25 protein-coding genes and 1 tRNA gene are annotated in these 24,225 nt (G+C 37.4%); 10 read left to right on the top strand and 16 right to left on the bottom strand.

Going from position 1 to position 24,225, the window contains the following annotated elements:
* Positions 1-107: 107 nt before the first annotated feature.
* Complete coding sequence (locus H5968_RS05115) at positions 108-365, bottom strand: hypothetical protein (RefSeq protein ID WP_187039050.1); 258 nt, start codon at positions 363-365, stop codon at positions 108-110.
* 167 nt (positions 366-532) lie between these two features.
* The gene (gene moaC / locus H5968_RS05110) at positions 533-1,054 is read right to left on the bottom strand and encodes a cyclic pyranopterin monophosphate synthase MoaC (protein ID WP_187039049.1); all 522 of its coding nucleotides are present in this window, start codon (positions 1,052-1,054) and stop codon (positions 533-535) included.
* 37 nt (positions 1,055-1,091) lie between these two features.
* Between moaC and H5968_RS05105 the strand changes: the two genes are divergently transcribed.
* Positions 1,092-1,165: transfer RNA gene (locus H5968_RS05105), tRNA-Arg, on the top strand.
* A gap of 246 nt (positions 1,166-1,411) precedes the next feature.
* Here H5968_RS05105 and H5968_RS05100 read toward each other — a convergent pair.
* The 7 genes from H5968_RS05100 to H5968_RS05070 all read right to left on the bottom strand — a co-directional run bounded on the left by H5968_RS05100 (position 1,412) and on the right by H5968_RS05070 (position 5,703).
* A complete protein-coding gene (locus H5968_RS05100) occupies positions 1,412-2,644 on the bottom strand; it encodes an MFS transporter (RefSeq protein WP_187039048.1) in 1,233 nt (410 codons plus the stop codon).
* A 47-nt stretch (positions 2,645-2,691) separates the two neighbouring features.
* Positions 2,692-3,702, bottom strand: a complete 1,011-nt coding sequence (locus tag H5968_RS05095) for a glycosyltransferase family 2 protein (protein ID WP_187039098.1) — start codon at positions 3,700-3,702, stop codon at positions 2,692-2,694.
* A gap of 99 nt (positions 3,703-3,801) precedes the next feature.
* Positions 3,802-4,515 carry a C40 family peptidase gene (locus H5968_RS05090; protein WP_187039047.1) on the bottom strand — a complete coding sequence of 238 codons (714 nt, stop codon included), beginning with the start codon at positions 4,513-4,515 and terminating at the stop codon, positions 3,802-3,804.
* A gap of 226 nt (positions 4,516-4,741) precedes the next feature.
* Positions 4,742-4,930 carry a hypothetical protein gene (locus tag H5968_RS05085; protein WP_187039046.1) on the bottom strand — a complete coding sequence of 63 codons (189 nt, stop codon included), beginning with the start codon at positions 4,928-4,930 and terminating at the stop codon, positions 4,742-4,744.
* 89 nt (positions 4,931-5,019) lie between these two features.
* On the bottom strand, positions 5,020-5,244 hold the full coding sequence (locus H5968_RS05080; protein ID WP_187039045.1) for a type II toxin-antitoxin system HicA family toxin: 225 nt from the start codon (positions 5,242-5,244) through the stop codon (positions 5,020-5,022).
* Positions 5,237-5,464 (bottom strand): type II toxin-antitoxin system HicB family antitoxin, encoded by a 228-nt coding sequence (locus tag H5968_RS05075; RefSeq protein WP_187039044.1) that lies wholly within the window; start codon positions 5,462-5,464, stop codon positions 5,237-5,239. The genes H5968_RS05080 and H5968_RS05075 overlap by 8 nt, the downstream gene beginning before the upstream one ends.
* On the bottom strand, positions 5,461-5,703 hold the full coding sequence (locus H5968_RS05070; RefSeq protein WP_255427050.1) for a hypothetical protein: 243 nt from the start codon (positions 5,701-5,703) through the stop codon (positions 5,461-5,463). The genes H5968_RS05075 and H5968_RS05070 overlap by 4 nt, the downstream gene beginning before the upstream one ends.
* 59 nt (positions 5,704-5,762) lie before the next feature.
* Here H5968_RS05070 and H5968_RS05065 point away from each other — a divergent pair, with 59 nt between their 5' ends.
* On the top strand, positions 5,763-6,701 hold the full coding sequence (locus H5968_RS05065) for a serine hydrolase (protein WP_187039043.1): 939 nt from the start codon (positions 5,763-5,765) through the stop codon (positions 6,699-6,701).
* A gap of 98 nt (positions 6,702-6,799) precedes the next feature.
* Here the strand turns inward: H5968_RS05065 and H5968_RS05060 are convergent, their stop codons facing one another.
* The 3 genes from H5968_RS05060 to H5968_RS05050 all read right to left on the bottom strand — a co-directional run bounded on the left by H5968_RS05060 (position 6,800) and on the right by H5968_RS05050 (position 11,816).
* Entirely contained in the window at positions 6,800-7,411 is a 612-nt protein-coding gene (locus H5968_RS05060) for a Uma2 family endonuclease (RefSeq protein ID WP_187039097.1), read from the bottom strand.
* A 61-nt stretch (positions 7,412-7,472) separates the two neighbouring features.
* Positions 7,473-8,462 (bottom strand): CDF family Co(II)/Ni(II) efflux transporter DmeF, encoded by a 990-nt coding sequence (gene dmeF, locus H5968_RS05055; protein ID WP_187039096.1) that lies wholly within the window; start codon positions 8,460-8,462, stop codon positions 7,473-7,475.
* A 144-nt stretch (positions 8,463-8,606) separates the two neighbouring features.
* The gene (locus H5968_RS05050; RefSeq protein WP_187039042.1) at positions 8,607-11,816 is read right to left on the bottom strand and encodes a glycoside hydrolase family 15 protein; all 3,210 of its coding nucleotides are present in this window, start codon (positions 11,814-11,816) and stop codon (positions 8,607-8,609) included.
* A 515-nt stretch (positions 11,817-12,331) separates the two neighbouring features.
* Here H5968_RS05050 and H5968_RS25480 point away from each other — a divergent pair.
* From H5968_RS25480 to H5968_RS05040, 3 genes are all read left to right on the top strand, one after another.
* Positions 12,332-12,466, top strand: coding sequence for a hypothetical protein (locus H5968_RS25480; protein WP_255427049.1), 135 nt, complete (start codon positions 12,332-12,334; stop codon positions 12,464-12,466).
* Between the two features lie 302 nt (positions 12,467-12,768).
* Positions 12,769-13,044, top strand: a complete 276-nt coding sequence (locus H5968_RS05045; RefSeq protein ID WP_096570629.1) for a ribbon-helix-helix domain-containing protein — start codon at positions 12,769-12,771, stop codon at positions 13,042-13,044.
* The gene (locus H5968_RS05040) at positions 13,041-13,409 is read left to right on the top strand and encodes a type II toxin-antitoxin system PemK/MazF family toxin (protein WP_187039041.1); all 369 of its coding nucleotides are present in this window, start codon (positions 13,041-13,043) and stop codon (positions 13,407-13,409) included. Before H5968_RS05045 ends, H5968_RS05040 begins: the two co-directional genes overlap by 4 nt.
* Before the next feature lie 250 nt (positions 13,410-13,659).
* Here the strand turns inward: H5968_RS05040 and H5968_RS05035 are convergent, their stop codons facing one another.
* On the bottom strand, positions 13,660-13,821 hold the full coding sequence (locus H5968_RS05035; protein WP_096570625.1) for a hypothetical protein: 162 nt from the start codon (positions 13,819-13,821) through the stop codon (positions 13,660-13,662).
* A gap of 7 nt (positions 13,822-13,828) precedes the next feature.
* Positions 13,829-13,915, bottom strand: a complete 87-nt coding sequence (gene petN / locus H5968_RS05030; RefSeq protein ID WP_013189847.1) for a cytochrome b6-f complex subunit PetN — start codon at positions 13,913-13,915, stop codon at positions 13,829-13,831.
* A gap of 101 nt (positions 13,916-14,016) precedes the next feature.
* On the opposite strand from petN, the gene H5968_RS05025 reads away from it, so the two are divergent.
* Positions 14,017-14,559 carry a hypothetical protein gene (locus H5968_RS05025; protein WP_187039095.1) on the top strand — a complete coding sequence of 181 codons (543 nt, stop codon included), beginning with the start codon at positions 14,017-14,019 and terminating at the stop codon, positions 14,557-14,559.
* A gap of 56 nt (positions 14,560-14,615) precedes the next feature.
* On the opposite strand, the gene H5968_RS05020 is transcribed toward H5968_RS05025, so the two are convergent.
* A complete protein-coding gene (locus H5968_RS05020) occupies positions 14,616-15,860 on the bottom strand; it encodes a glycosyltransferase (RefSeq protein WP_187039040.1) in 1,245 nt (414 codons plus the stop codon).
* Between the two features lie 543 nt (positions 15,861-16,403).
* Between H5968_RS05020 and cofH the strand changes: the two genes are divergently transcribed.
* The 3 genes from cofH (at position 16,404) to H5968_RS05005 (ending at position 20,220) form a co-directional block, all read left to right on the top strand.
* Positions 16,404-17,543, top strand: a complete 1,140-nt coding sequence (gene cofH, locus H5968_RS05015) for a 7,8-didemethyl-8-hydroxy-5-deazariboflavin synthase subunit CofH (protein ID WP_187039039.1) — start codon at positions 16,404-16,406, stop codon at positions 17,541-17,543.
* Between the two features lie 124 nt (positions 17,544-17,667).
* On the top strand, positions 17,668-18,066 hold the full coding sequence (psb27, locus tag H5968_RS05010; RefSeq protein ID WP_096572777.1) for a photosystem II protein Psb27: 399 nt from the start codon (positions 17,668-17,670) through the stop codon (positions 18,064-18,066).
* 657 nt (positions 18,067-18,723) lie between these two features.
* Entirely contained in the window at positions 18,724-20,220 is a 1,497-nt protein-coding gene (locus tag H5968_RS05005) for a family 10 glycosylhydrolase (RefSeq protein WP_187039038.1), read from the top strand.
* Between the two features lie 92 nt (positions 20,221-20,312).
* On the opposite strand, the gene polA is transcribed toward H5968_RS05005, so the two are convergent.
* Entirely contained in the window at positions 20,313-23,288 is a 2,976-nt protein-coding gene (polA, locus tag H5968_RS05000) for a DNA polymerase I (protein WP_187039037.1), read from the bottom strand.
* A gap of 76 nt (positions 23,289-23,364) precedes the next feature.
* Here polA and H5968_RS04995 point away from each other — a divergent pair, with 76 nt between their 5' ends.
* On the top strand, positions 23,365-24,216 hold the full coding sequence (locus H5968_RS04995; protein ID WP_187039036.1) for a Cof-type HAD-IIB family hydrolase: 852 nt from the start codon (positions 23,365-23,367) through the stop codon (positions 24,214-24,216).
* Positions 24,217-24,225: the final 9 nt, after the last annotated feature.

Here is a 24,225-nt window from a genome sequence, read left to right as displayed (position 1 = left end):
AGGGCGCAGATTTTTAGTTGATTTCAGCTTATTTCATATTATGGCGCAATTAGCTAGACTGTATCTACTACCATCGGTGACAACGCCCCAGCATTAGCAGTCAGTCTTCAGGTTGATGAGGGTGGAGTTTCTGAGTAATTAGCGATCGCACTAATATAAATGAAATGCAGCAATATTACCCCTACCCAACCTAGAGTTAATGGTGTCAACCATTCCCAGGATGTAGATTTCAAGATGTGGAAAAACCACAACCCAGAATTAACAGTAGCAGCAACAGCTACATGAAAAGCAAAATTCATCCGATCATCTAACTTACGGAACTCTGGATCTTGACGATCTGGTTTGCGTGGCCAACGAGGAGGCATAAATAATTAATATTTGTGAATTTGTGAATTTGTTACAGATATTAACACATTCTCGTTATTATTGGTGACTGGTGACTGGTGACTGGTGACTGGGTAATCTATGTTATTTTTCCCAATTAGCAATTAGCAATTAGCAATTACCCAATCTAAAATTTAAAATCCAAAATCTAAAATTGCTGATAATTTCCAGATTTTCCACCTGTCTTACTGACTAAACTAATAGATTCAATTTGAATCGACTTTTCCAGAGCTTTGGCCATATCGTATAAGGTAAGAGCAGCAACAGAAACCGCTGTTAAAGCTTCCATTTCTACACCTGTTTCCGCCTTGGTTTTGACTGTGGCATAAATTTGATAACCGGGTAGTTGTGCATCTGGCGTGATATCAACAGCAATCTTTTGCAAAGGTAAGGGATGACAAAGGGGAATTAAATTAGCTGTTTGTTTAGCAGCCATAATACCCGCTAACCTAGCAGTTGCCACAACATCCCCTTTAGGAGTATTCCCCGCTTCAATAGCTGCTAACGTTTCTGGGAGCATTCGCACTTTAGCAGTAGCCACAGCTTCCCGCACAGTGGCGACTTTCCCAGACACATCAACCATTTGCGCCTCTCCCTGGGGGGTGAGATGAGAAAGTTGAGAAATATTTTGAGAATTATGGGAAGAATTTGAAAAAACCTCTTGCGTCATTTGGGAAGTGTGTGTTATTATAAGATTCGTTGGTTAAGGGCGTGTAGCTCAGTGGACTAGAGCACGTGGCTACGGACCACGGTGTCGGGGGTTCGAATCCCTCCTCGCCCGTTAAATAACAATCATCGCACAAACTCGGTAAGTGGGTTTGTGCAATTTTTTTAGGTGACTAGTGATTGGTGACTCCTGAAAGGGTTTCAATAATGGACAATTAACAATGAACAATTGACAATTACTTCTCCGTTCCAGGAAGAGGATTTCAAAAGCGGAATTTTTGGCTTTTCCCCCTGAAAGAGGAGGTTTTAAACCTTGAATGAAACAATTATCAATTGTCAATTGTCAATTATCAATTGATAACTACACCTTGCTTTTCAAAGAATAAGCATCTTCACCACGGCCAAGGGCAAAGCGGAACGACTGGGAGATATTTTTACTCGACTGTGTAATAAAAATCAGCACAGCCAGTAAAGTTAAGCTCATAGCAAAACCAAACATACTGCGATATCCCATTTGTTGGGCTATAGAACCGACAACTGGACCGGCTATAGCTAGTCCTACATCAAATCCCATTAAAGACACGCCAAATATTCGCCCTCTTTCATGGGGTAAGGCTCTATCTGTCATCATTGCAGAAATCATGGGAATAGCAGTTCCAGAAGCCGCACCTTCAACAACTGCTCCTATTAAAAACATTAAGGCACTGTTTGCTTGCCAAATTAATATCATTGCCAAGGTGTAAGCAGTGAGGCTGAAGGTGACAAATAAACCCCTACCATATTTATCAGATGCTTTACCGGCAAATAATCTAATACTGAAACTAGCAATAGCGGCGGCTGTGAAAAACAACCCTGCATTTAAATCAACTCCTGTGGATTTAATGTACAAGGCAATAAAGGTATGTACTGTCCCTAAAGATAAGCCAATGAGTAATAAAACGATAGCAGGTATACGGACACGGGGACTGGTAATAAGTTGCCAAAATTTATCATCAGTAACGTCTTTGGGTTTTTCAATAATCGGTGGGTTAACAACGGGTAAAAGACAAAGTAAGCCTAAAAAACCTAAAGTGGTAGATGCGATAAATAAAGGTGTGTAGCCTACTGTGGCTTGTAAATATCCCCCTAAAGCTGGACCGAGTGCTACACCGATGGGATTAACTAAACTCATATAACCAATGATTTCGCCCCGACGGTGTTCTGGTGCTAAGTCTCCCACCAAGGCAATAAAACCAGTACCAAAGGCGGCAATACTGATACCATGAAAGGCACGAATTACCATTAATAAGGGTAGTGATTTTACTGCTAAATACCCCAAAGGTGCGATCGCTGCTACTGCCAACCCAATCAGTAACAAAATTTTTCTACCCTGACGGTCTGCTAAAATCCCCAATTGGGGACGAAATACCAACATCCCGATGGCAAAACAGCCCATGACAATGCCAATTTGTTGTTTTGTTGCCCCTAGAGATTCTATATATAAAGGTAATGTTGGCAACAAAGAAGCTAAAGCCGACCAGAATAATAAACCTGCTGCAAATAATATTAGTAGGTTGCGCCGCAAATTAGCGTCAATAGTCTCAAAATTTTTCACGGCAGATGCAATGTAATATTTAGTAATTTTATATTTCTATTGTTACGTTACTTAACATTTTTTGCCACTACTTCCCGCACTCGATATATTGGCCTTCCCTGAGATTCGTGGTAAGTACGCATTAATAATTCTGCTAAAAGACCAAAGCAAAATAACTGTACACCAGTAACTAACAATAAAACCGCTAAAATTAATAAAGGACGATTACCAATATCTGCACCAAAAGCCAGTTTCAGGAAAGTTAAATAAATTCCTAGTCCGCCACCTGTAACCATTGACAACAAGCCAAACAACCCAAAAACGTGCATAGGACGGGTGAGGAATTTTTTCATAAATAGAATTGTTAACAAATCCATCAACACCCGAAAAGTCCGAGAAATGCCATATTTACTTTTACCAAAGCGTCGCGCATGATGACGCACAGGCATTTCGGTGATTCTTGCCCCTTCGATATAAGCTAAAGCTGGTAAAAACCGGTGTAGTTCTCCGTAAAGGTTCATATCTGCCACCAGTTCGGCACGATAGGCTTTGAGAGAACAACCATAGTCGTGAATATAGACGCTAGTGGTACGACGAATTAACCAATTAGCAATTTTTGAAGGAAGTAACCGATTTATTGCCCCATCTTGACGATTTTTGCGCCAACCACTCACCAAATCATAACCCTCATCTAATTTTGCCAATAACATGGGGATATCAGCCGGATCATTTTGTAAATCAGCATCTAAGGTAACAATTGCTTTACCCGTAGCATAATTAAAACCCGCAGACATAGCCGCAGTTTGACCGTAATTACGCCGCAAAATCACCGCTTTCAAATCAGTGCGAATTTGTGCTTGTTCCTTGAGAAATTCTGGTGAACCATCCGTAGAACCATCATCTACACAGATAATTTCATAACTTAACTCACTAGCTGTTAAAGTTGTAGAAATGGATTCTAGTAATAAAGGCAAACTTTCTACTTCATCCTTAATCGGTACAACTACGGATACATTAGGTAATTGGGGATGGGTGATAGGTGATGGGTGATGGGTAGTTGGTAGTTGGTAATTGGTCATTGCTGATAGGCGATCGCTGATGGTTGATTTTAACAAAAAATTGGGTTTATCTCGTTCCCAGTCCAATCTTGCGTAAGTCCTATAAATAATTATCAATTGTCAATTATCAATTATCAATTGACTAACATAGCTTTTCACAACTCTACCAGCACCCCGTAATTGTTTATAGTATGACTGACTAACTTTATCTCCTTGTTCCGAAAGTTGATCAATTCCTATTCCATTGTGTCCTTGTTCTTTTCCTGAACTGTGAATATAATAACCATCACCTAAATATAAACCTACATGAGTTGCTTTTTGTGGAGTTCCAAAAAAGATTAAATCCCCTGGTTCGATATCATTAATATTAATTGGTTGGGTAAAAGCTTCTTGTTGATAAGCGTCTCTTGGCAACCACACACCCACAGATACAAAAGCAGCTTGCATTAAACCAGAACAATCATAATTTGGCCCTACTGTTCCACCCCACAAATAATAATTATTTTGCTGCATTGCTTGTTGAGTAAATTCAATTACCTCTGGAAGCAATTTTTTAATTTCCAATTCAGTAAAAAATGCAAGTTCGTAGGGTGTGGTAGCAGGTTTTAATAATGACAAATCATTAACAGCAACCCATCCCGGATAATCATCTTCGCATAAACAAACTTGAACTGCTGTATCTTGATGATTTGATGTAATGCGTAAATTGCGACCAGCAGCAGCTTGAGTTGCTAACCGGACGCATTCAGGAGCATCATATAAATTGAGGTCAGCTAGACATTGATATTCGTTGGTTGGGGAATGGGGAATTAGTAAATTTAAATTTAAAGACATATTTTTGTCAGAATCAGGATGTCCAGGATTTAAGGATTTAAAGGATTATATAGTTAATTTTTGTCAGAATCAGGATGTTCAGGATTTAAGGATTTACATGATTATATCATGTTTGGTTTAAAAAAGAGTCTCCTATTTGTAGATTAGAGTAAGTCAATAAACCAAAAATTACGATAATTTCATCGAAATTATAAGGAGCATCCCAATTTTCAAGAAATAAACGCAGTCACATCAAAAACCCTCTGAAACTCTCTTTCCTTTGTGTACTTTGCGTCCTTTGCGGTTCAATCAAATTAAGCTGAGGATAATTATATCCTAATTTTTCTTTGATAGCGTTGAGGAATTTTTGTGATAGGTTGGGTGTGCATTCTATAAATAATGTTCCTTGAGCGTTTTCTGTGTCTCGCCATTTCATATTTTTTCCTCCTGGGAATATTTAATCATAAAACAAATAGCGACTCCCTGCTGAATATCAAATACAAAAATTATGATAAAACTTGATCGTTAGCTCACCTCAAACAGAGAACGTGATAATCCTGATTGACGAATAATTGATTGCAAAGTACCAATTTTTAGTTCTGAATAGTTAGGAACAGGAACAGTGATAGTTGTTTCATCAGTTTTAAGTTGCATAATGATGTGACTACCACGTTGTCGAAATTCTACAAAACCATTTGCTGCTAAAATTTGACAGACTTCTTCTCCTGATAACACTCTTAGCTCACCCAATTGCTACCTCCAATTGAGTTACAAATACTTCTGGATGTAAGCGATTTTCGATTTCTGAAGGATCAGCAACTTCAAAAAATAATTCTAAGGCTTCAAGCAAATTATTTCTTGCTTCTTCAATAGAATTACCTTGACTAGCAATATCTAATTCTGGACACAAAGCAACATAACCATTACCTTCACGCTCAATAATTGCTGTAAATTTTTGGGTGCGGATCATATTTTTTCCTCCTGGGGATATTTAATCATAAAACAAATAGCGACTCCCTGCTGAATATCAAATACATTTTTATCTGGTAAACCTTCGGGAGTGACTTCTTTTTTCTTGCTATTACCATGTAAATTCATTATATATATTTTATCAAAGGTTTTTGCTAAACTTGGTCGCATTCCTCGAAATGTAGGATCTAAATCACCATGATTGGTGATAAATGCTAAAATTCCTGAACTATTATACAATTAATGTTAGAATAAATAAAGAAATTCACATTTTGATATTTTCAAGGAATTATTCACAAATGGTTTTCTTCAATCACAACGAACAACTAGAAAATCTCGGTAATGAAATCTTAGAATCTACTTTTTCTAATTTTCCTAATTTAAACCGTGATCAAATTGCTTTAACTTGGGTTGTTTATGATCCTCCAATTCCTGTAAATACTGGTGGCGCTTTGACTCCTGACGCTTTTTGGGGTCATGGTGTGAGAGGTTTTAATTATCGTGGTGGAGAACGTATTTATCCTGCAAGTGTTGTCAAATTATTTTATTTAGTTTCTGTTCATGAATGGTTAGAAAAAGGCATGACTAACACCTCTAAGGAATTAGAACGGGCGTTAAGTGATATGATTATTGAATCCAGCAATGATGCTACCAGTTTAATAGTTGATATTCTCAGCGGTACTACTTCTGGACCAGAATTACCTATAGGACCTTTTGAAACTTGGAAATATCAACGCCAAATTATTAACCGTTATTATCAATCTTTGGGTTGGGAAGAAATGACAAATATTAATGTTTGTCAAAAAACTTGGGGTGATGGTCCTTTTGGTAGAGAAAGGGCGTTTTATGGGGAAATGTTTGAAAATAGAAATATGTTAACAACTAATGCCACTGCCAGGTTATTACATAGTATCGTGGGAGGGGTGGCGGTTTCCAGTGGGCGATCGCAACAAATGATGTCTTTACTCAAACGCAGTCTTAACCCTGATGAGTTACCCCAAGATGTGGAAGAAGACCAAGTTATAGGCTTTTTAGGCGGTGGTTTACCCCAAAATAGTCAAATCTGGTCAAAAGCCGGTTGGACAAGTTCTGTGCGCCATGATGCGGCTTATATTGAATTACCAGAACAGCGTCCTTATTTGTTAGTAGTATTTACAGAAGGAAAAGCACAAGCTAAGAGTCGGGAAATTTTACCTTTTGTTTCGGGAAAAATTGCCGAAGCAGTTAGCAATTTATAAACATGAAATACATGGTGCGTTAAATGTTCTTAACGCACTCTACTAGATGAGTGATATTATCAGATGTTGTGTGTGAAAATATCGCTTTTAAATTTAATTTAAAATTTAATCCGTCGATAAATTTCTTTCATGGGAAGTTCTATATTTAAACTGTGCAGAAAAACTGACTGATCAATATGATCATTAGCTTTCAATTGCCAAAGATGGTTATTTTCTTCTTCCTGTTTATAATACTGCTCAATATAAGCTTCAGCTTGACTAACCAGTACATATTCACAAAAACTAGGAAGAGAACGATATTTTCTGAATTTATTCCCTCTATCATAACCTTCTGTTGAAGGTGAAAGAACTTCAATAATTAGGAGAGGATTGAGAATTTCATCCGTGCGATTATTATTAAACTCTGGTTCACCATTAATTACCATAACATCAGCATAGGTTCCATGATTAAAATTAGGAATCCAAACCCGCAAATCACCACCATAAAAACGAAAATCAGTATCTCTGAGCAAAAATCCCAAATAAATTAAAATATTACTAGCGATCGCACTATGAATTTCTGAACCTCCAGGCATAACAATAATCTCCCCATCGCGGTATTCGTGGCGTTCTTTAGCGATTTTCTCCATCTCTCTATACTCATCTGGAGTAAAGTGAGTTTTTGTGATCTCTGGGGTAATAATCGGCGGGTTGGTATTAGCAATAACCATCATCTCACCTCATGAATAATTAGAACTGAAACCATTATAACTTACAGCAATAATCAGCATTTTAGACTGCATGAATATCTACACAAGGTTCACCTTGACAATGATTAACTTCCACAGCAACATGAGCAAGAGAAGGAATATCTTTGAGGAGATTTTTATAATATTCCGGTGTTTGTGGATAATGGGTAACTAAAGAAATTGTAGCAGCTAGATGATGCTGACCCACATACCAAATATGTAAATCTGTAACCTTATTATCAGCATTTTCTTCTATAGCATTCACAATAGCTAATTTGATTTGTTTATCACCTGATCCATCTAATAAAATTAAACCCGTATCACGCACCAAACCATAAGACCATTTAGCAATTACCGCAGCACCCACAAATCCCATTGCTGCATCCATCCACACCCAACCCAAAAATTTACCAGCAAATAAAGCAATAATCGCAAACACAGAAGTTAGTGCATCTGCCAAAACATGAATATAAGCAGCACGCAAATTATGATCTTGATGTTCATGATGATGATGTTCATGATGTTCATAATGATGATGTTCATGATGTTCATGATGTTCATCACCTTGATCATGGTGATGATGATCTTGCAATAAAAAAGCACTGGCGATATTCACAACCAAGCCAATAATAGCCACACCAATTGCTTCATTAAAGTGAATATTTTGCGGTTCAAAAAACCGCCCCAGTGATTCCATTCCCATCAAAAAAGCGATCACTGCCAACGCCACAGCACTAGCGAAACCACCCAAAACACTAACCTTTCCTGTGCCAAAAGTATACTTTGGATTATTGGCATTATTGCGTGCATATTGATAAGCAAAAATCGTAATTCCAAAAGCTGCAACATGAGTGGCCATGTGCCAACCATCAGCAAGCAAAGCCATCGAACCAAAAAACGTTCCTGCGGCAATTTCCGCAACCATTGTTAATGCCGTCAGCAGCATCACAATTTTAGTATTTTTTTCTGCCTGATTTTGATCTACAGAAAAATCGTGAGAATGCTGCCATTGTTCAAGGGTATGAATATGCACGGATTTTTTACACTCCTTGTAATAAGGGACTGGTGACTGGTGACTGGTGACTGGGTAGTAATTGATAATTACCAATTACCAATTACCAATTACCAGCCACAACTAGAAGTTGCATGATTTTGGATTAATGTCCTAATTTTGAGTTTAAAAATCCCTCGCAAATTCTGTCAAGAACTTCAAGGCTTTCAAAATATAATTAGCGCAATCTCTGGGTGAAGTGTTGTAAAATTGAGGCCATGCTAAACCTTTATCTTCATCATAGCGATCGCCCCGTTCAGGATTTTTTTCTAACCACGCTAACCGCACTGCGTGACCAATTAACACATCTAATACTATATAATCTTGAATTTGTAAATTAGGGTTATTCGCAGCTATAGCTCCTAACTCCATCAACGCTTCCACATTTACTTGGCGATATTCTGGCGCTTCAATTTTATTGAGTAAATGTTCAATTCTCAAGGCAAAATTTCTTTCACCCGCAGTCATTTCCGAAATCATCACCTCACTTTCTAAACGATTCCGTCTTTCCAACTTATCGCCAATCACCAAACCTTTACAATGGTGCATTAACAACCAAACTTGTTTAAAAAAGTCCTTGGGAACTCGATTTATTGCCCCTTCCGCTTGACGAAATCTCCGCCAATTTTCTGGAGTCACGGCAATTTCATCTTCACTAATTACAGGTTGCACTACCCAAGCAATATCACTTTCTTTTTGCTTAATATGCAGTGATTCTTGTTGACGTAATAAACCACTTACCCCACTATAACTTGTTAAAACTTTTTCCAAACGCAGTTTCACTTCATAAGGTGAAAGCTGCATCAGGTGATCATAAGCTTCGTCTTGGGTAACACCTAATTCTTGAGCTAATTCGCTAGTAATTAACAGAATTAAATAACCAACCCTCAGTGTTAAAAGTCCTTTAAATAATTCTGGTTCTGTTTTGATTAACACCCCTAAATAAATGAGAATTTCTTGAGTTAAAACCCTGTCTCTGATATCTTCCCGACAGAAATTATTAATTTTCTCGGCAATTTCATGATGTGATTTTGGTACAATTATTAACGAAGCTTCACTATAAGCCCTACCTACAGCAATTTGTTTACCTCTTACCAAAATACTTGTCACCGCATCCGATAAACCAATATCCACCATTTGCCGTAAACCAGCAGCACGACGCACCACCGCCCACAAACCTAAATAACCTGCTTTAGTGTAAACTTCATCCAATAAATCACCCACTGTCACACTATAACCATCTTCACCATAACCAGTATCAAAATCCAAACCCTTTAACCGATTTAAAGTTTGCAGTAATTCAATTTGTTCATAGATATTTTCTGAGGAACGTAAATAACTTAGTAACAAATCTAAGTTAGTTTCACATTCCATTTGAAATTCTTGAGTATGTCCCAACCGCCAATTTTTCTCAGGCTGAGAAACCAAGTAATAACAACGTAATCTCGCATTTTTAACTGGAGGACAGAATAATTCTATATCTGTAATAAAATCAATTCTTTGAATTGCCGCAGTCAACATTAATTGATTTAACTTGCCTAATTTTACCTGCACACCACCGCAAACACCATTTTTCAGTTCTTGCATTAATGCTAATAATGCTTCTGAACCTGTTTCTAGCATCGTGCGAGTAATCATCAATGTCAAAATAGGACGACCTAAATCACTCCAATATTTTTGGATATAAGCCAATTCACCTCTAATTTGATCCAGCAGAAAATGATAATCTAGCGTTAAATAAAACTGCTGTGCATCTAAGAAAGCAGGTAAAAATACAACAGTTTGATTTTGAATTTTAAATATTCTGGAAGTTGTCAAACTCCGCAACCTTCGCACCGGACGACCTGTTAAACCTAATTGATCATTGCGCCCAATTTGCGTATAAATTTCTGATAATTCCCCAGCTTGTCTCACTTGAATGGGTTCTACTTGGTTGGGTGTTTGACTTTCAATGCCATATACTTCTAATTGTGCTTGCACTTCTTCAGTTTCTGCCAATAAAGCAATTTGTATCATTGCTTGCCGTTTTTTACCCACGCACAAATGTCTACCCAAGGGATCAATATCACCTACTGCGATTAAACCTTCACTCAACATTTGCCCCAGAAAATACAAACTTTGCGCCCAAACTAAGGGGATATTTTCATTAGGTAATCTTGTTTGGGAATGGGGATTTAATTTCTCCGCTTCAATCTTTTCCTCTGGTACATAATACAATTCTGGTAATAACTGGAAACCATCTCTTTCTACCAGTAATGCTGCTAACAATTCTTGGTATTTTTGCACTTGTTCCTGGTCTTGACGAAAAATACCATCAAGCACTAAATAAGTGAAAAATAGCGGCCATTCACATTCAATATCCTCAAATTGTTTCAATTCCCAAGGTTCATAATGTAACCGATGAGTATCTTCTAAAATTGTTTGATGTCCATCTCTGAGGAAGCGTTTACAGCCATATTTACCAGCTAATTTATTAATAATTTCCTTATATGTGCGTTCCCTCAATTGTACATCTTCAACAGCAAAAGCAGGATAGCTAATAATACTCAATAATGCAGCATCAACTTCTTTAGATGCAGACTCTCTTGGTAATAAAGATTCTAAAGTAATTCTCGCTCTAGAAATTTCATCTGGTAAAACATGAATTACTGATGCTTGACTACCATGCACACCAAATAAATTCAGTCCATTGATAGCTTCTAGTGCAGCTTTTGCCATTCCCAGAGAACTAGCATTTAATTCTGCCTTACCATGATTAATTTTATTACCTCGCTCCCAAATTCCATAATCTGGTGTGCGGTAAGCTCTACCAATGTAATAAACTAAATTTTGGACAAAGTTAACTTCATCCAAAGTAAAAATAATTGATAAACCTGCTGCTGTCATTTCTGCCAACATCAGCAAATATATAGATGTGGCATCTAGTTGTAAATGTCCCCATTCATCATCACCAACAACAATATCACCAGTAGCTGTGTTGTATTTGGCGTGCAGTCCATCTAACAAAGATTGGGTATGTTTAAATTTTTCAACTTTATGCGCCTGTCGCATCATAGCGAAAAGCAAACCACGCATTAATTTAACAACACTATATTCAAGTTCGTAAGTACGTCCTTGATCATTATCTATTTTTCGGTATGCCAGTGCTAAACCCCAAACTGCCAAAATGCTATAAACATTGTCTCGCACCCAAGCATCAGTATAATCACCATGAGCGGTAATTGCGGTACTCGCAGGTAACAAACCCGTGATAGGATTTTGACGAGCGAGAATAATGGTTTTGATTTGTTGGTAGTAGTAATCTAAGCGAGTTGGCAGTTCTGTGGGTGTTTTCATAAGTAGGTAGGCATTAAAAATTGTCGTTATGGCAAGGCAGAAGGCAGGAGGCAGAAGGGAATAGGTTTTTAGCAATTTTACATTTTTGTACTTGCTTGTTTTTTTTGTACCGACTTACTTAGTTTGTCAGTAAAGTTATAAATCAATTATACTCTGTAACTGTGACGTAAATTTTTCTTCCCAAGCAATCAATTAACTGGCAAATCATGAGGGAATTACAGATCATAACCAGTTGTTATTTATATATGATTTTTTGGGTAACTAAATTGTGCTTTCAGTAAGTATATCTAATAATTTCCACTGACAACATTACTTGCTAACTTGTTCAAATCTTCATGATATTTACCGCTATTTTTCCCAAATTTAACCTTTTCTTTGGTATTATAAAGTAAAGAGAAAAAAACACTCAATCAAGGCAATGCAAACTACAAACAACTTAAAAAACATCTTTATATTATAGAGATCAACTGCCTTGAAGACCAGAAAAATTTGTAACAGACAAGAGAGGATATGTTATGTGTTTACGTTACAATGAAAACCACTCTCCTTTGCTCAAAGTAGTTTACTCCCAAGTAAAAGTTAATGGCAAAACTGAATTAGTACCCCTAGAACTATATGCTGATGGTTCGCTTAAACGTGGTAAATCTTGAGTCGAAACCAGACATGAGTATTCCAGTACCGATGATCGTAGATTGCCCCAAGGTTATTTTTCCCAAGTGAATAATTAATTTATGGATATAGAGCCTGTTTTTTTGCAATTGCTAACCCCCCTGACATTTTCCGTTTGGGGGGTTTAAATTTGTTTGGGGGTGTAGGGGAGAATAATAACCCACCAATCACCAATTACCAATCACCAATTACCAATTACCAATGACAAATTTACAGTTCCTAATGGATGCCGAAAACGATATCATAAAAGGCATCACTTCAGACATCACAGACTGAACGCGCCATGAAAGTAGAAACTATTCGCACGACGTTAACGATCCCGAAAGAATTGTTAGAAGCGACTGATAAAGCTGTGTTAGAGGGGAAAGCCAAAAGTAGAAATGAGTTTGTGGTGCAAGCTTTGAAGCGAGAACTAGCAGCACAAAGGCGAGCCGAAATTGATGCCGCTTTAGCGGAAATGACCAGAGATCCAGATTATCAAGCAGAAGTTTTAAGAATGGAGGCGGAATTTGCTACGGCTCAATGGGAGGCGTTGCAGCTAGGGGAATCTCCACGATGAGAAGGGGTGAAGTGTACGATGCGCGTCTAGAAATGACTGAAGGTTCAGAACAAGGAGGAACTCGCCCCGTAATTATTGTCAGTCGTGACGTAATTAATTTATCTAGCCCAGTTGTTTTGGCAGTACCTTGCACGACTTATCAAACCGGCAAGCGGGTTTACCCCACTCAAGTTTTAATTTTAGCACCAGATGGCGGACTGAGGAAAGACTCGATCGCAATGGCAGATCAGGTGCGGGTATTATCTAAAACGCGCTTTTTGCGATTACGAGGTGTACTTTCTGACGCAGTGATGGCACATCTAGCACAGGCTTTATTAATCGCTTTGGATCTACCAGGGGAAGTAGATATAGCAGGTGACAGGTGACTGGTGACTGGTGACTGGTGACTGGTGACTGGTGACTGGTGACTGGTGACTGGGGAAGAAAATTTTAGATTTTAGATTTTAGATTTTAGATTGGAGTTAACAAAAACAATCCAAAATCCAAAATCCAAAATCCAAAATCCAAAATCCAAAATAAAAAAGTCCTGCCTCCTGTTGCCATAGAATATGTGGAGACACGAATCTAATCATGTCCCCACATAAAGCTTTGTATGTGTTTGTATGGGCTGTAAAATCAGCGACGTTTGGCAGTGCTGCGTTTAAGTTCACGGGTTTCGTCTTCTCGACGACGGCGATCGCGCCAATCTGCCAAGGTTAAATAGACTACACCACCTGTAACTCCCACTAGCAGCACTAGGGCAACTATAGCCAAAATACTCAGTAATGGACTTTCCACGATGCCTCTAGAGTCCGTTCCGTCCCCAGACTACCATAGAAATCGACCAAGTGAACACAACCAGAAGTGATACCCAACCTAGTGTCAAAATCATAGTTCTACTTTTCAAATAATTGCAAAAGGTTTCTAATGTTTATCATACCGGGAAAAGGCGGTAGATTGTTCATTGGTGTTTACAGAAGGCTGGCCAGGTTTATGGAACTCATGCAAGAAAGGTTAGAATCTGTTAAAGCAGGTGTTATTGGTAGTTTATCCGTTGGTTCTGCTTTCTTAGTTACGACTGTTGTTAATGGGTTGTTGCTAAAGCAGTATTTTCCTATACTGAATATTCATCAAGGTTCGTCAATTGATTTACAAATAATTAATTTACAAATTTCACAAATTTCACAAATTTCACAAATTTCACAAATAATTAATTCACAAATTAATTTACAAATTAATTTACAATTTATACTTAGTGCTGTAATTGCAGGTTTTTCCGGTTTTCTATTTGGTGTCACCTATCGCTATATCATCAGAGTAGATAAAAATAGTCACCTTAAATCTGGTGCGGTATTTGCTTTTGGTTTAGTACGCGGATTAACTCAAATAGAATTTGGTTGGAGTTTCAATAATACAATTTTACCTTTTTTAATCTTAGCCGCAGAGAGTATTTTCTGGTTTGCCTTAGCAGTTACTCTTCTCGATCTTGCTATTTCTCTAACTTGGTTAAAACCATTTATAGGAAATAGGGAATAGTTAAGGAATTTCTCCCCAATCACCAATCACCAATCACCAATCACCAATCAAATTGATTATTTTACATCTGTCACCCGCCAGCTTAATTTGAGGTTAACCCAGAAATTCCAAATTGTTGCTACTGCGATCGCAATCAAGTTAGCAATATACTGATTAGGAATCAAGAAATTATAAACAACATTCAAAACCAAAACATTAATTACCAATCCTGCTAAACAAACCAGATTAAATTTTAAAAACCTCTTAATCCGTTGTTTCCATCCTTTTTGCTGCATGGACACATCTGCAAATGTCCAAGCATCATTCCACAGGAAATTATTAAAAATGGCAATTTCACCAGCAATTATTTTACTGCGAGTTAAAGGTAAAGCCAAAGTAGAAGCATCACTGAGTAAATAAAGCACTGCCATATCTACAAACACCCCACTCAAACCCACTAAACCAAAGCGGATAAATTTGCCAATGGGGAAATCTATTCTGCGACTGATTTTACCTAACTTGTCAGTAGATACCCGTAAACGAATTAAATGTTGAATATACTCAACATATTGCTTCCACGTTACTTTACTTTCTCCTTCTGTTCTTTCGCGGAAGACATAACCCGCTTCAGCAATTTCTCTAACGTTACCTCTACCAATCACCTCCAAAAGAATTTTATACCCCACAGGATTCATCGTAGCACCAGCGATCGCACTTCGACGCACCATAAAATAACCACTCATCGGGTCAGTAACTCTACCCAATACCCCTGGTAAAATAATCAACCCTAAAACCTGCGCCCCACGGGATAAAAACCGCCTCACCACACTCCAACTACTGACACCACCACCCTCAACGTGACGACTAGCTAAAGCCAAATCCGCCCCTTGTTCTATTTTTTGTAATAGTTGTAATAATACTTCTGGCGGATGCTGCAAATCTCCATCAATCACACCCAAAACACGACCTTTAGCGGCTTGCCAACCTCTAATTACCGCCGAAGAAAGTCCTCTTTCATCTTGACGACGCATTACCCGCAACTGCGGATAATCATATATCAAAGATTGTGCTACCTGCCAGGTGAGGTCTGGGCTGTCATCATCAACTACAATTAATTCATAATTATTAGGTATCGCTGCATCTAGTAAACCAGTGAGGATATTGATGATATTCTCGATATTATCACGCTCTTTGTAAGTAGGAATTACCAGAGATAGGAGAAGATCATTGTTTCTAGCTACAACATCACTAGGTGGATGTTCCGCAATCTTTAATGGACCCGTGGGAACGTTTAATAGGGAATGATAGGCATCGAAGTCCATAAATTAAAATTTCAAATATTTTAGTCTAAAAAATTAATTATGTTATTTATTTTATTGGCAAAAACTATAGGAATCCGGGTTGATATCTGAAATTATTTATTTAGGTAGACAAAAGGTACTCATGCACAATAAAACAGAGGTTTGGAGGATGTCTAAAAAGTCTAACTTGGGTGATGAGAAATTACATCTACACAGCCAAAGCTGCCTATACAGGTTTGAAACCCCTAATTTTTCCTTAGTTCACTGGTGAATTTTGTTTGTGTGGTAGCGATTTACAGCAGATTTCGTTTTTATGAGGTACAAATCATAATCATGAAACTCTTGTGGGGTGGGCATACTTCGACAAGCTCAGTACAAGTCTTGCCCGCCCATAGTGTACCTCATGACACCGGAAAATGCTGTATATTCGCCTAGAGCGTAGCGTAGCGTTAGCCATCAACTTTTTAGAAAACCTCTTAAAAACCAATTCAACATACAGCCAAAGCATTAAAATAGTAAGTTGGCTTTTAATTTATTCATACATTAATAAAATTTTAAATAGCTGTGACTAATATAACCTTGGATTCTATTCTTGAGCGTTCCTTGCTAGGGTTTAATATATCACCATCTGAGGCAGTAGTTTTATTAAACCAAACTGACCAGGAATCTGTAAATACTATTCGGGAAACTGCTGACAAACTGAGACAAAAACAAGCTCGTGAGACTGTTACTTACGTAATCAACCGTAACATTAATTTTACTAACATTTGTGAACAGCACTGTAGTTTTTGTGCATTCCGCCGAGATGATAGTGATACGGATGCTTACTGGTTAGATTGGGCGCAGATTTTAGAAAAATCTACAGATGCAGTGCGTCGAAGAGCTACAGAAATTTGTATGCAAGGGGGATTAAACCCACAAGCGCAAATTAACGGTAAATCCTTACCTTATTACATTAAATTGGTAGAAACCATTAAACAAGAGTTTCCCCAGCTACATTTACACGCCTTTTCGCCCCAGGAAATCCAATTTATTGCTAGAGTTGACGGAATTTCCTATACTCATGTCATAGAAGCTTTACGTGATGCGGGTGTGGGTTCAATGCCAGGAACAGCAGCCGAGGTGTTAGATGATCAAGTGAGAAAAGTATTATGTCCTGAAAAGATAGATACTGCAACTTGGTTAGAAATTGTCAGTACAGCGCACAAAATAGGTGTACCAACTACGAGTACCATGTTATCGGGGCATATTGAAACACCGGAACAGCAAATAGGACATTTAGAAAAATTGCGATCGCTGCAACAAACAGCCTTAGAAAAAGGATACCCAGCCAAAATTACAGAATTTATTTTATTACCCTTTGTGGGTCAAGAAGCACCTAAATCCTTACGTCGTCGAGTAGGAAGAGATCAACCAGTATTAGCAGATGCACTTTTACTCACTGCGGTAGCAAGGATATTCTTAGGAAACTGCATACCTAACCATCAACCAAGTTGGGTAAAATTAGGGTTAGCTGGGGCGACAGAAGCCTTAACTTGGGGTTGTAACGATATTGGTGGCACATTAATGGAAGAACACATTACCACAATGGCCGGGGCTATCGGTGGTACGTGCATGGAAGTAGAAACCCTGCAAAGTGCGATCGCCTCCCTCAACAGACCTTATCAACAACGGAATACTTTATATGAGGTGATTGGTGATTAGGGATTGGTGATTGGGAAAAATAAAAAATATAAGTAATTACCCATTACCCAGTCACCAGTCACCAGTCACCAGTCCCCTATTCCCTGATACGATGGACTGTGATTTACGTATTTAATTAATGGATATGAAGCATTATTGGTCGCGTCTGCTGGCACTACTTTTAGTAGTCACCATCGGTTTAATGGGTTGTTCTGGCAGTCCAGACGGCTTAACCGGAGATTATCGTCAAGACACCTTGGCCGTAGTCAAAGTCTTAAAACAAGCCGTAGAATTATCACCAGATGATCCTAATAAAGCAGCAATACAAGCAGAAGCACGTCAAAAAATAAATGACTTTTCTGCACGTTATCAAAGATCCAATGCCGTTTCTGGCTTGAGTTCCTTTACAACCATGAGAACCGCCCTGAACGCTTTAGCTGGACACTACAGTTCCTACCCTAACCGTCCCATACCTGAAAAGTTGAAAAATCGCCTAGAAAAAGAATTTGCTCGTGTTGAAGCAGTCGTTAACCGTGGTGGTTAATTATTAGGCAAAAGTTGATAATTTGCAAATATTCTTAATAGCAGGCTTGGCCTGCTTTTTATGCAAAAATTTCTCTAGATTCATGAATATTTCTCCTATACGGGCGAAGCATTCAGGCGATAAATTATCAATTTTGATCACAGGTTATTGTCCTGTAAGAGCGTTTGCGAAGCGTGCTGGAAGCATCAGCATTCGGGTGATAAATTATCAATTTTGATCACAATTTTCCTGTAAGGGCGAAGCATTCGGGCGATAAATTATCAATTTTGATCACAATTTTCCTGTAAGGGCGAAGCATTCGGGTGATAAATTATCAATTTTGATCACAATTTTCCTGTAAGGGCGAAGCATTCGGGTGATAAATTATCAATTTTGATCACAATTTTCCTGTAAGGGCGAAGCATTCGGGTGATAAATTATCAATTGTAATCACAATTTTCCTGTAAGGGCGAAGCATTCGGCCGATAAATTATCAATTTTGATCACAATTTTCCTGTAAGGGCGAAGCATTCGGCCGATAAATTATCAATTTTGATCACAGGTTATTGTCCGAATGCTTCGCCCCTACGACTCCTTAAATAAATTTTTCCTGTTGTCATATATTAATTAAGTAAGAAATTTAGCAAAAGATAGATCAATTAAGGTTAATTAAGCAATATGTACAAAACTCTTTTCAACTTTCCCACACCAAGATTATTGCGTCGCAGTCTATTTGCTGTTTTCTTTAGCAGTAGTATGTTAATTCCTAACTTTAGCACTCAACCAGCAGCAGCACAAGTAATGGAGTTATGTCAATTATCACCAAAAGCAGTTAAACAAAAAGAAGAACTACGTTTATCAGCCATTAAAGGCAATAGAAATGCTCAAAGTCGTTATCAAAAAATCCTCAAAGAACACGCAGAAGAATTACAAAATTGTCGCCGTCAAAATTGGCCACAAACTCAAGCTATCTGGTTACGTTTGTATCCCTGTGACTCTCAGCCAGGAGCAATTGATCAGATAATGGATCATATAGTCAATAGTGGCTATAACCAAGTTTATTTAGAAGCATTTTATGATGGACAGGTATTGTTACCAGTAGCAAATAATCCCACAGTTTGGCCTGCTGTAGTTCGCACTCCAGGAAAAGAAAAAGTTGATTTATTAGCTGAAGGAATTAAAAAAGGACAAGCAAGAGGATTAAAAGTTTATGCTTGGATGTTTACAATAAATTTTGGCTACACTTATGGTCAAATTGAGAGTAGAAAAGATGCGATCGCTCGTAATGGAAAAGGTCAAACTAGCATAGAAGTTGTAGATAACCGTTCCCAAGTATTTGTAGACCCCTATAACACCCAAGCAAAAACCGATTTTTACCGCATGGTACAAGAAATAATGCGTCGTCGTCCTGATGGCTTATTATTAGACTATGTACGCTATCCCCGACAAGCTGGAACTGATTCCATAGCTACAAAAGTTGGCGATTTATGGTTATTTACTCCGGCAATTCAAGAAGCTTTATTGCGTCGTGCCAAAAATAATAAAGGACTAGAATTAATTCGCCGGTTTTTAAGTAAAGGATACATCACAGCAGGAGATATAGGACAAGTTGATCAACTTTATCCCCAAGAAGATGAACCAATGTGGGAAGGTCGTATTCCTCCAGTTGCAGAAAAATCATTACTCACAGCAAACGATAAACAACCAATTTTACAAACAGATTTATGGCTTTTGGCAGTTGCTCACGCCATGCAAGGTATATTAGATTTTGTTGCCCTAGCTAGTTATCCAGCCACACAAAATAATATTCCAGCGGGAGTAGTATTTTTCCCAGAAGGTAATCAAACAATAGGAAAAGGTTATGATTCCCGTTTACAACCTTGGGATAGATTTCCTAATACTTTAGAATGGCATCCTATGTCCTATGCGACTTGTGGAAATGCTAATTGTATTATGGACCAAGTGCAAAGAGTTTTAAGTATGGCGCAACCAGGTACAAAAGTTATTCCTGCTTTAGCTGGTAAATGGGGAGAACCAATAACTGGCCGTCCACCTTTAGAACAACAAATGGCAGCTTTAAGGAGATTTGCACCTCAAATTAATGCAGTTAGTCATTTTGCCTATTCTTGGCAACATCCAGAACTGGATAACCAGAGGAAATTTTGCCGGAATTAATACAGCAGGAGTCAGGAGTTAGGAGAAAGAATTAATTTTGCAACTTTTGCCTTCTTTCTTTCACCTGTCACCTGTCACCTGTCACCTAAAACCTATTTTGTTTCCATCCAATTATCACCCGCACGCACATCAACAACCAAAGGAACACTTAAACTCACAGCATTTTCCATCACTGACTTTATTTGTAATTGCAATTCTTCCCACTCTTGCGGAGGAATTTCAAATACTAATTCATCATGAACTTGCAATAATAACCGCGCTTGATATCTTCTTAAAACTTCATGTATTCTAACCATTGCAATTTTAATAATATCCGCACTCGAACCTTGAATTGGTGCATTTGCAGCAGAACGCAATAACCCCGCATCATAAGCACCCAAATTTTTTAACTTACTCAAATCAATATCTTCTAAATTTCTACCTCTTAACTCTTTCAAGGTTTTAGTAGTAAAATCAAAATAACGTCTTCTTCCCAAAATTGTTTCTACATAACCTTGAGAAATAGCTTGTTTTTTTACACCCTCCAAATATTTAAATACTTGGGGATATCGTTCATTAAATCGCTTAATAAATTCATTGGCAGTATTTTTATCTACACCTGTAGAACGGGAAAATTTTAAAGAACCCATTCCGTAAATTACACCAAAATTAATTGTTTTCGCAAAACGTCTTTCTTCTGATGTCACTTCATCTTTTTCAAAGACTAATTTTGCTGTTACTGTATGAATATCCTCGTTATTTTGATAAGCTTGAATTAATACAGGTTCTTGACTCAAATGTGCTAAAATTCTTAACTCAATTTGTGAATAGTCAGCAGCAACCATTAACCAACCAGATTGGGGTAAAAACGCTTTTCTAATTTGTCTACTAAAAGCGGTACGAATGGGAATATTTTGTAAATTAGGATTAGAAGAAGATAACCTACCTGTTGCAGTTACAGTTTGATTAAAATCAGTATGTAATCGTTGACTTTTCGGATGTACTAACGCTGGTAAAGCATCTACATAGGTAGATTTTAATTTTGCTAAAGTTCGATATTCAATAATCGCATCAACCAAACCTGTGGTATCAACTTCTTGGAGTTTTTCTAAAGTTGCAGCATCGGTAGAATAACCAGTTTGAATTTTGCGGGAATATTTGGTATTTAAAGCGAGTTTGTCAAACAAAATATAACTCAATTGTTTAGGAGAACCTAAATTAAATGTTTCTCCAGCAATTTCTATTGCTTTTGCTTCTAAAAATGCTAAATCTGATTCTAACAACTGAGACAATTCTTGTAAATAACCGGAATTAATTCTCACCCCTGTATATTCCATTTCTGCTAAAACTGTTTCTAGGGGTTGTTCTACCTCTAGCAATAATTTCTCTAATGCTGGTATTTGATTTAATTCATTTCGCAATTTATCAACTAATTGAAATGTGGCATAAACTTGAGTTCCACAATAATATGCTACTGTATTTATGCCAATATCAGCAATAGTTTTTTGTGGTTCTTTTTTCCCTGCTTTGGGTACAATATCATTATATTCTGTGAGTTGTAATCCCAAATATCTTAAAGATAAATCACTTAAATTATGGGTATTATCGGGATTTAGCAAATAACTTGCTAACATAGTATCAAATACCACCCCTGTTAAATTAATTCCCTGACATTGGAAAATTAATCTATCAAATTTGGCATTTTGAAATGTTTTCGGATAATCTGCATTTTCTAAAATTGGACGTAGTTTTGATAATACTACATCTAACTGTAAATTATTGCCACTATTGCCTATTTTATGACCAACGGGAATATAAGCAACTTCATTTTCTCCTGTTCCCCAACAACAACCAATTCCTACTAAAGCTGCATCTCTTGGTTCTAAATCTGTAGTTTCTGTATCCCAAGCAACGGGTTTTTCTGGGTTAGTACATTTTTCTAAAATGCTCACTAAATCCTCTAATTTTTCTGTTGTATCAATAATCCGAATTGGCATTTTTTCATGATGATATTTTTCAGCATTCGCTGTATCTTCCGCACTAAAAAACCATACTTCATTATCTTCTTCAGATGCAATATTAATCTGGTTATTTTTGATAGTTTCGGTTTTGATTTCTGTAACTTCTCCCCCGAATTTTGCTTGGAGTTCGTTGATTTGTTCTAAGAATTTCTTAAATTCTAATTTCTCTAAAATGGGAATTAAATTAGCAGTATCAAAACCCTTTAAATGACAATCTTCTAAATTAACTTCTAAAGGTACATCTACAACTATTTTGGCTAAATATTGAGAATGCAGTGCATCTTCTTTACCTGCAATTAATTTTTGATGATTTGCACCTGTTATTTCATCTATTTTAGCGTAAATTTCATCTAAAGAATGATAAGTATTTAATAATTTTACTGCTGTTTTTTCCCCAATTCCTTTAACTCCAGGAATATTATCAGATTTATCCCCGCAAAGGGCTTTAAAATCTACAATTTGTGTAGGGAAAACACCTAACTTTTCTTGAACTTGTGCTGCTTGAAATTCCGTGATACTATTGGTAGAACGTTTTAGAGCTTCAGGACTAAAATTTAAAACTGTAATCCCTTTTTTTTCATCAATTAGTTGAAATAAATCCCTATCTCCTGATAAAATCTTCACTCGATAACCAGCAGCAGCAGCTTTTTCGGCTAAAGTTCCTAATACATCATCTGCTTCATAACCTGGTTGTGTAATAATCGGTATATTTAAAGCTGTTAATAAATCATTGAGGTTTTCTACATCGGGAATAAAATCTTCTGGTGTTTCTGCTCTTCCCGCTTTATAATTATCATCTGCTTCATGGCGAAATGTAGGCGCTGCTAAATCAAACGCTACTGCTATTGCTTGTGGATTTTCGCTTTTTAATACTTCTAATAAACATTTAATAAAACCAAAACATACGCTGGTAGGAATACCTGTTTTTGTACGCAGACCGCCATCTCTACCTTTAGCAAAAGCGAAGTAGGAACGAAAAGCTAAAGAATGTCCATCTACAAGGATAATAGTAGGATTGGTTGTAGTTGCAGAATCTGAAATCACTGAATTAGTCGAGTTTGGGAACATAGCCTATTTTAACTATTGCTGATCGCCTGTTACTCTCTTACTGGGACGATTATTAAATAATGTATCTGCTCATCTTATGACATCTATCAACAATCAGGCTGAAAATAAAAAAGATATTAAGCTACTGGTACTAGATATAGATGGTACGATCGCTGGCCATGATAACCAAGTCAGTGACACTGTACAGCAAGCTATTAAAGCAGTCCAAGCTAAAGGTATTCAAGTAGCTATAGCTACAGGTAGGATGTATTGTTCAGCTTTGCGCTTTCATCAAGATATTCAGTCTAATTTACCATTGGTAGCTTATCAGGGTGCTTGGATTCAAGATCCCAATAGTGGTAAACTGCACCGTCATTTAACTGTAACCAAGGAAATTGCTTATCAATTATTAGATTACTTTGAACAACCACAATGGCGATCGCTTCTTTCAGTCCATTTCTATATTAATGATCAACTCTACGTGCGAGAAATAACTACAGATACTGCAGACTATTCTCAACGCTGTGGTGTTACTCCTCTTCCTGTAGGTGATTTGCGGCAAGTATTAACTGATAACATCCCGACTAAGGTTTTAGCCTTGTGTAATAAAGTAGATTTGATTAGAAAAATGATGGGTGATTTACGTTTACAATACACACCCGCAGAATTATACATGACAACTTCTGTCGCAACTTTCCTAGAAGTAGCAAATCCTTTTGTTAACAAAGGTACTGCTGTCCGTTACCTTGCAGAAGAAATGTTAGGAATAGAAAGCAGTCAAGTAATGACTATTGGGGATAACTTTAATGATGTAGAAATGTTGGAATATGCGGGAATAGGTGTCGCAATGGGAAGCGCACCAGAACCAGTACAAGCGATAGCAACGTGGGTGACAGCCAGTGTCGAACATGATGGAGTAGTGATCGCCATAGAAAAATTCTTACTTTAACAGGTGACT

This window comes from Sphaerospermopsis sp. LEGE 00249 (genome assembly GCF_014299995.1).
Lineage (GTDB): Bacteria > Cyanobacteriota > Cyanobacteriia > Cyanobacteriales > Nostocaceae > Sphaerospermopsis > Sphaerospermopsis kisseleviana.
Note: the sequence above shows the minus strand (reverse complement) of the source record. Positions and strands in the feature narration are given on the sequence as shown.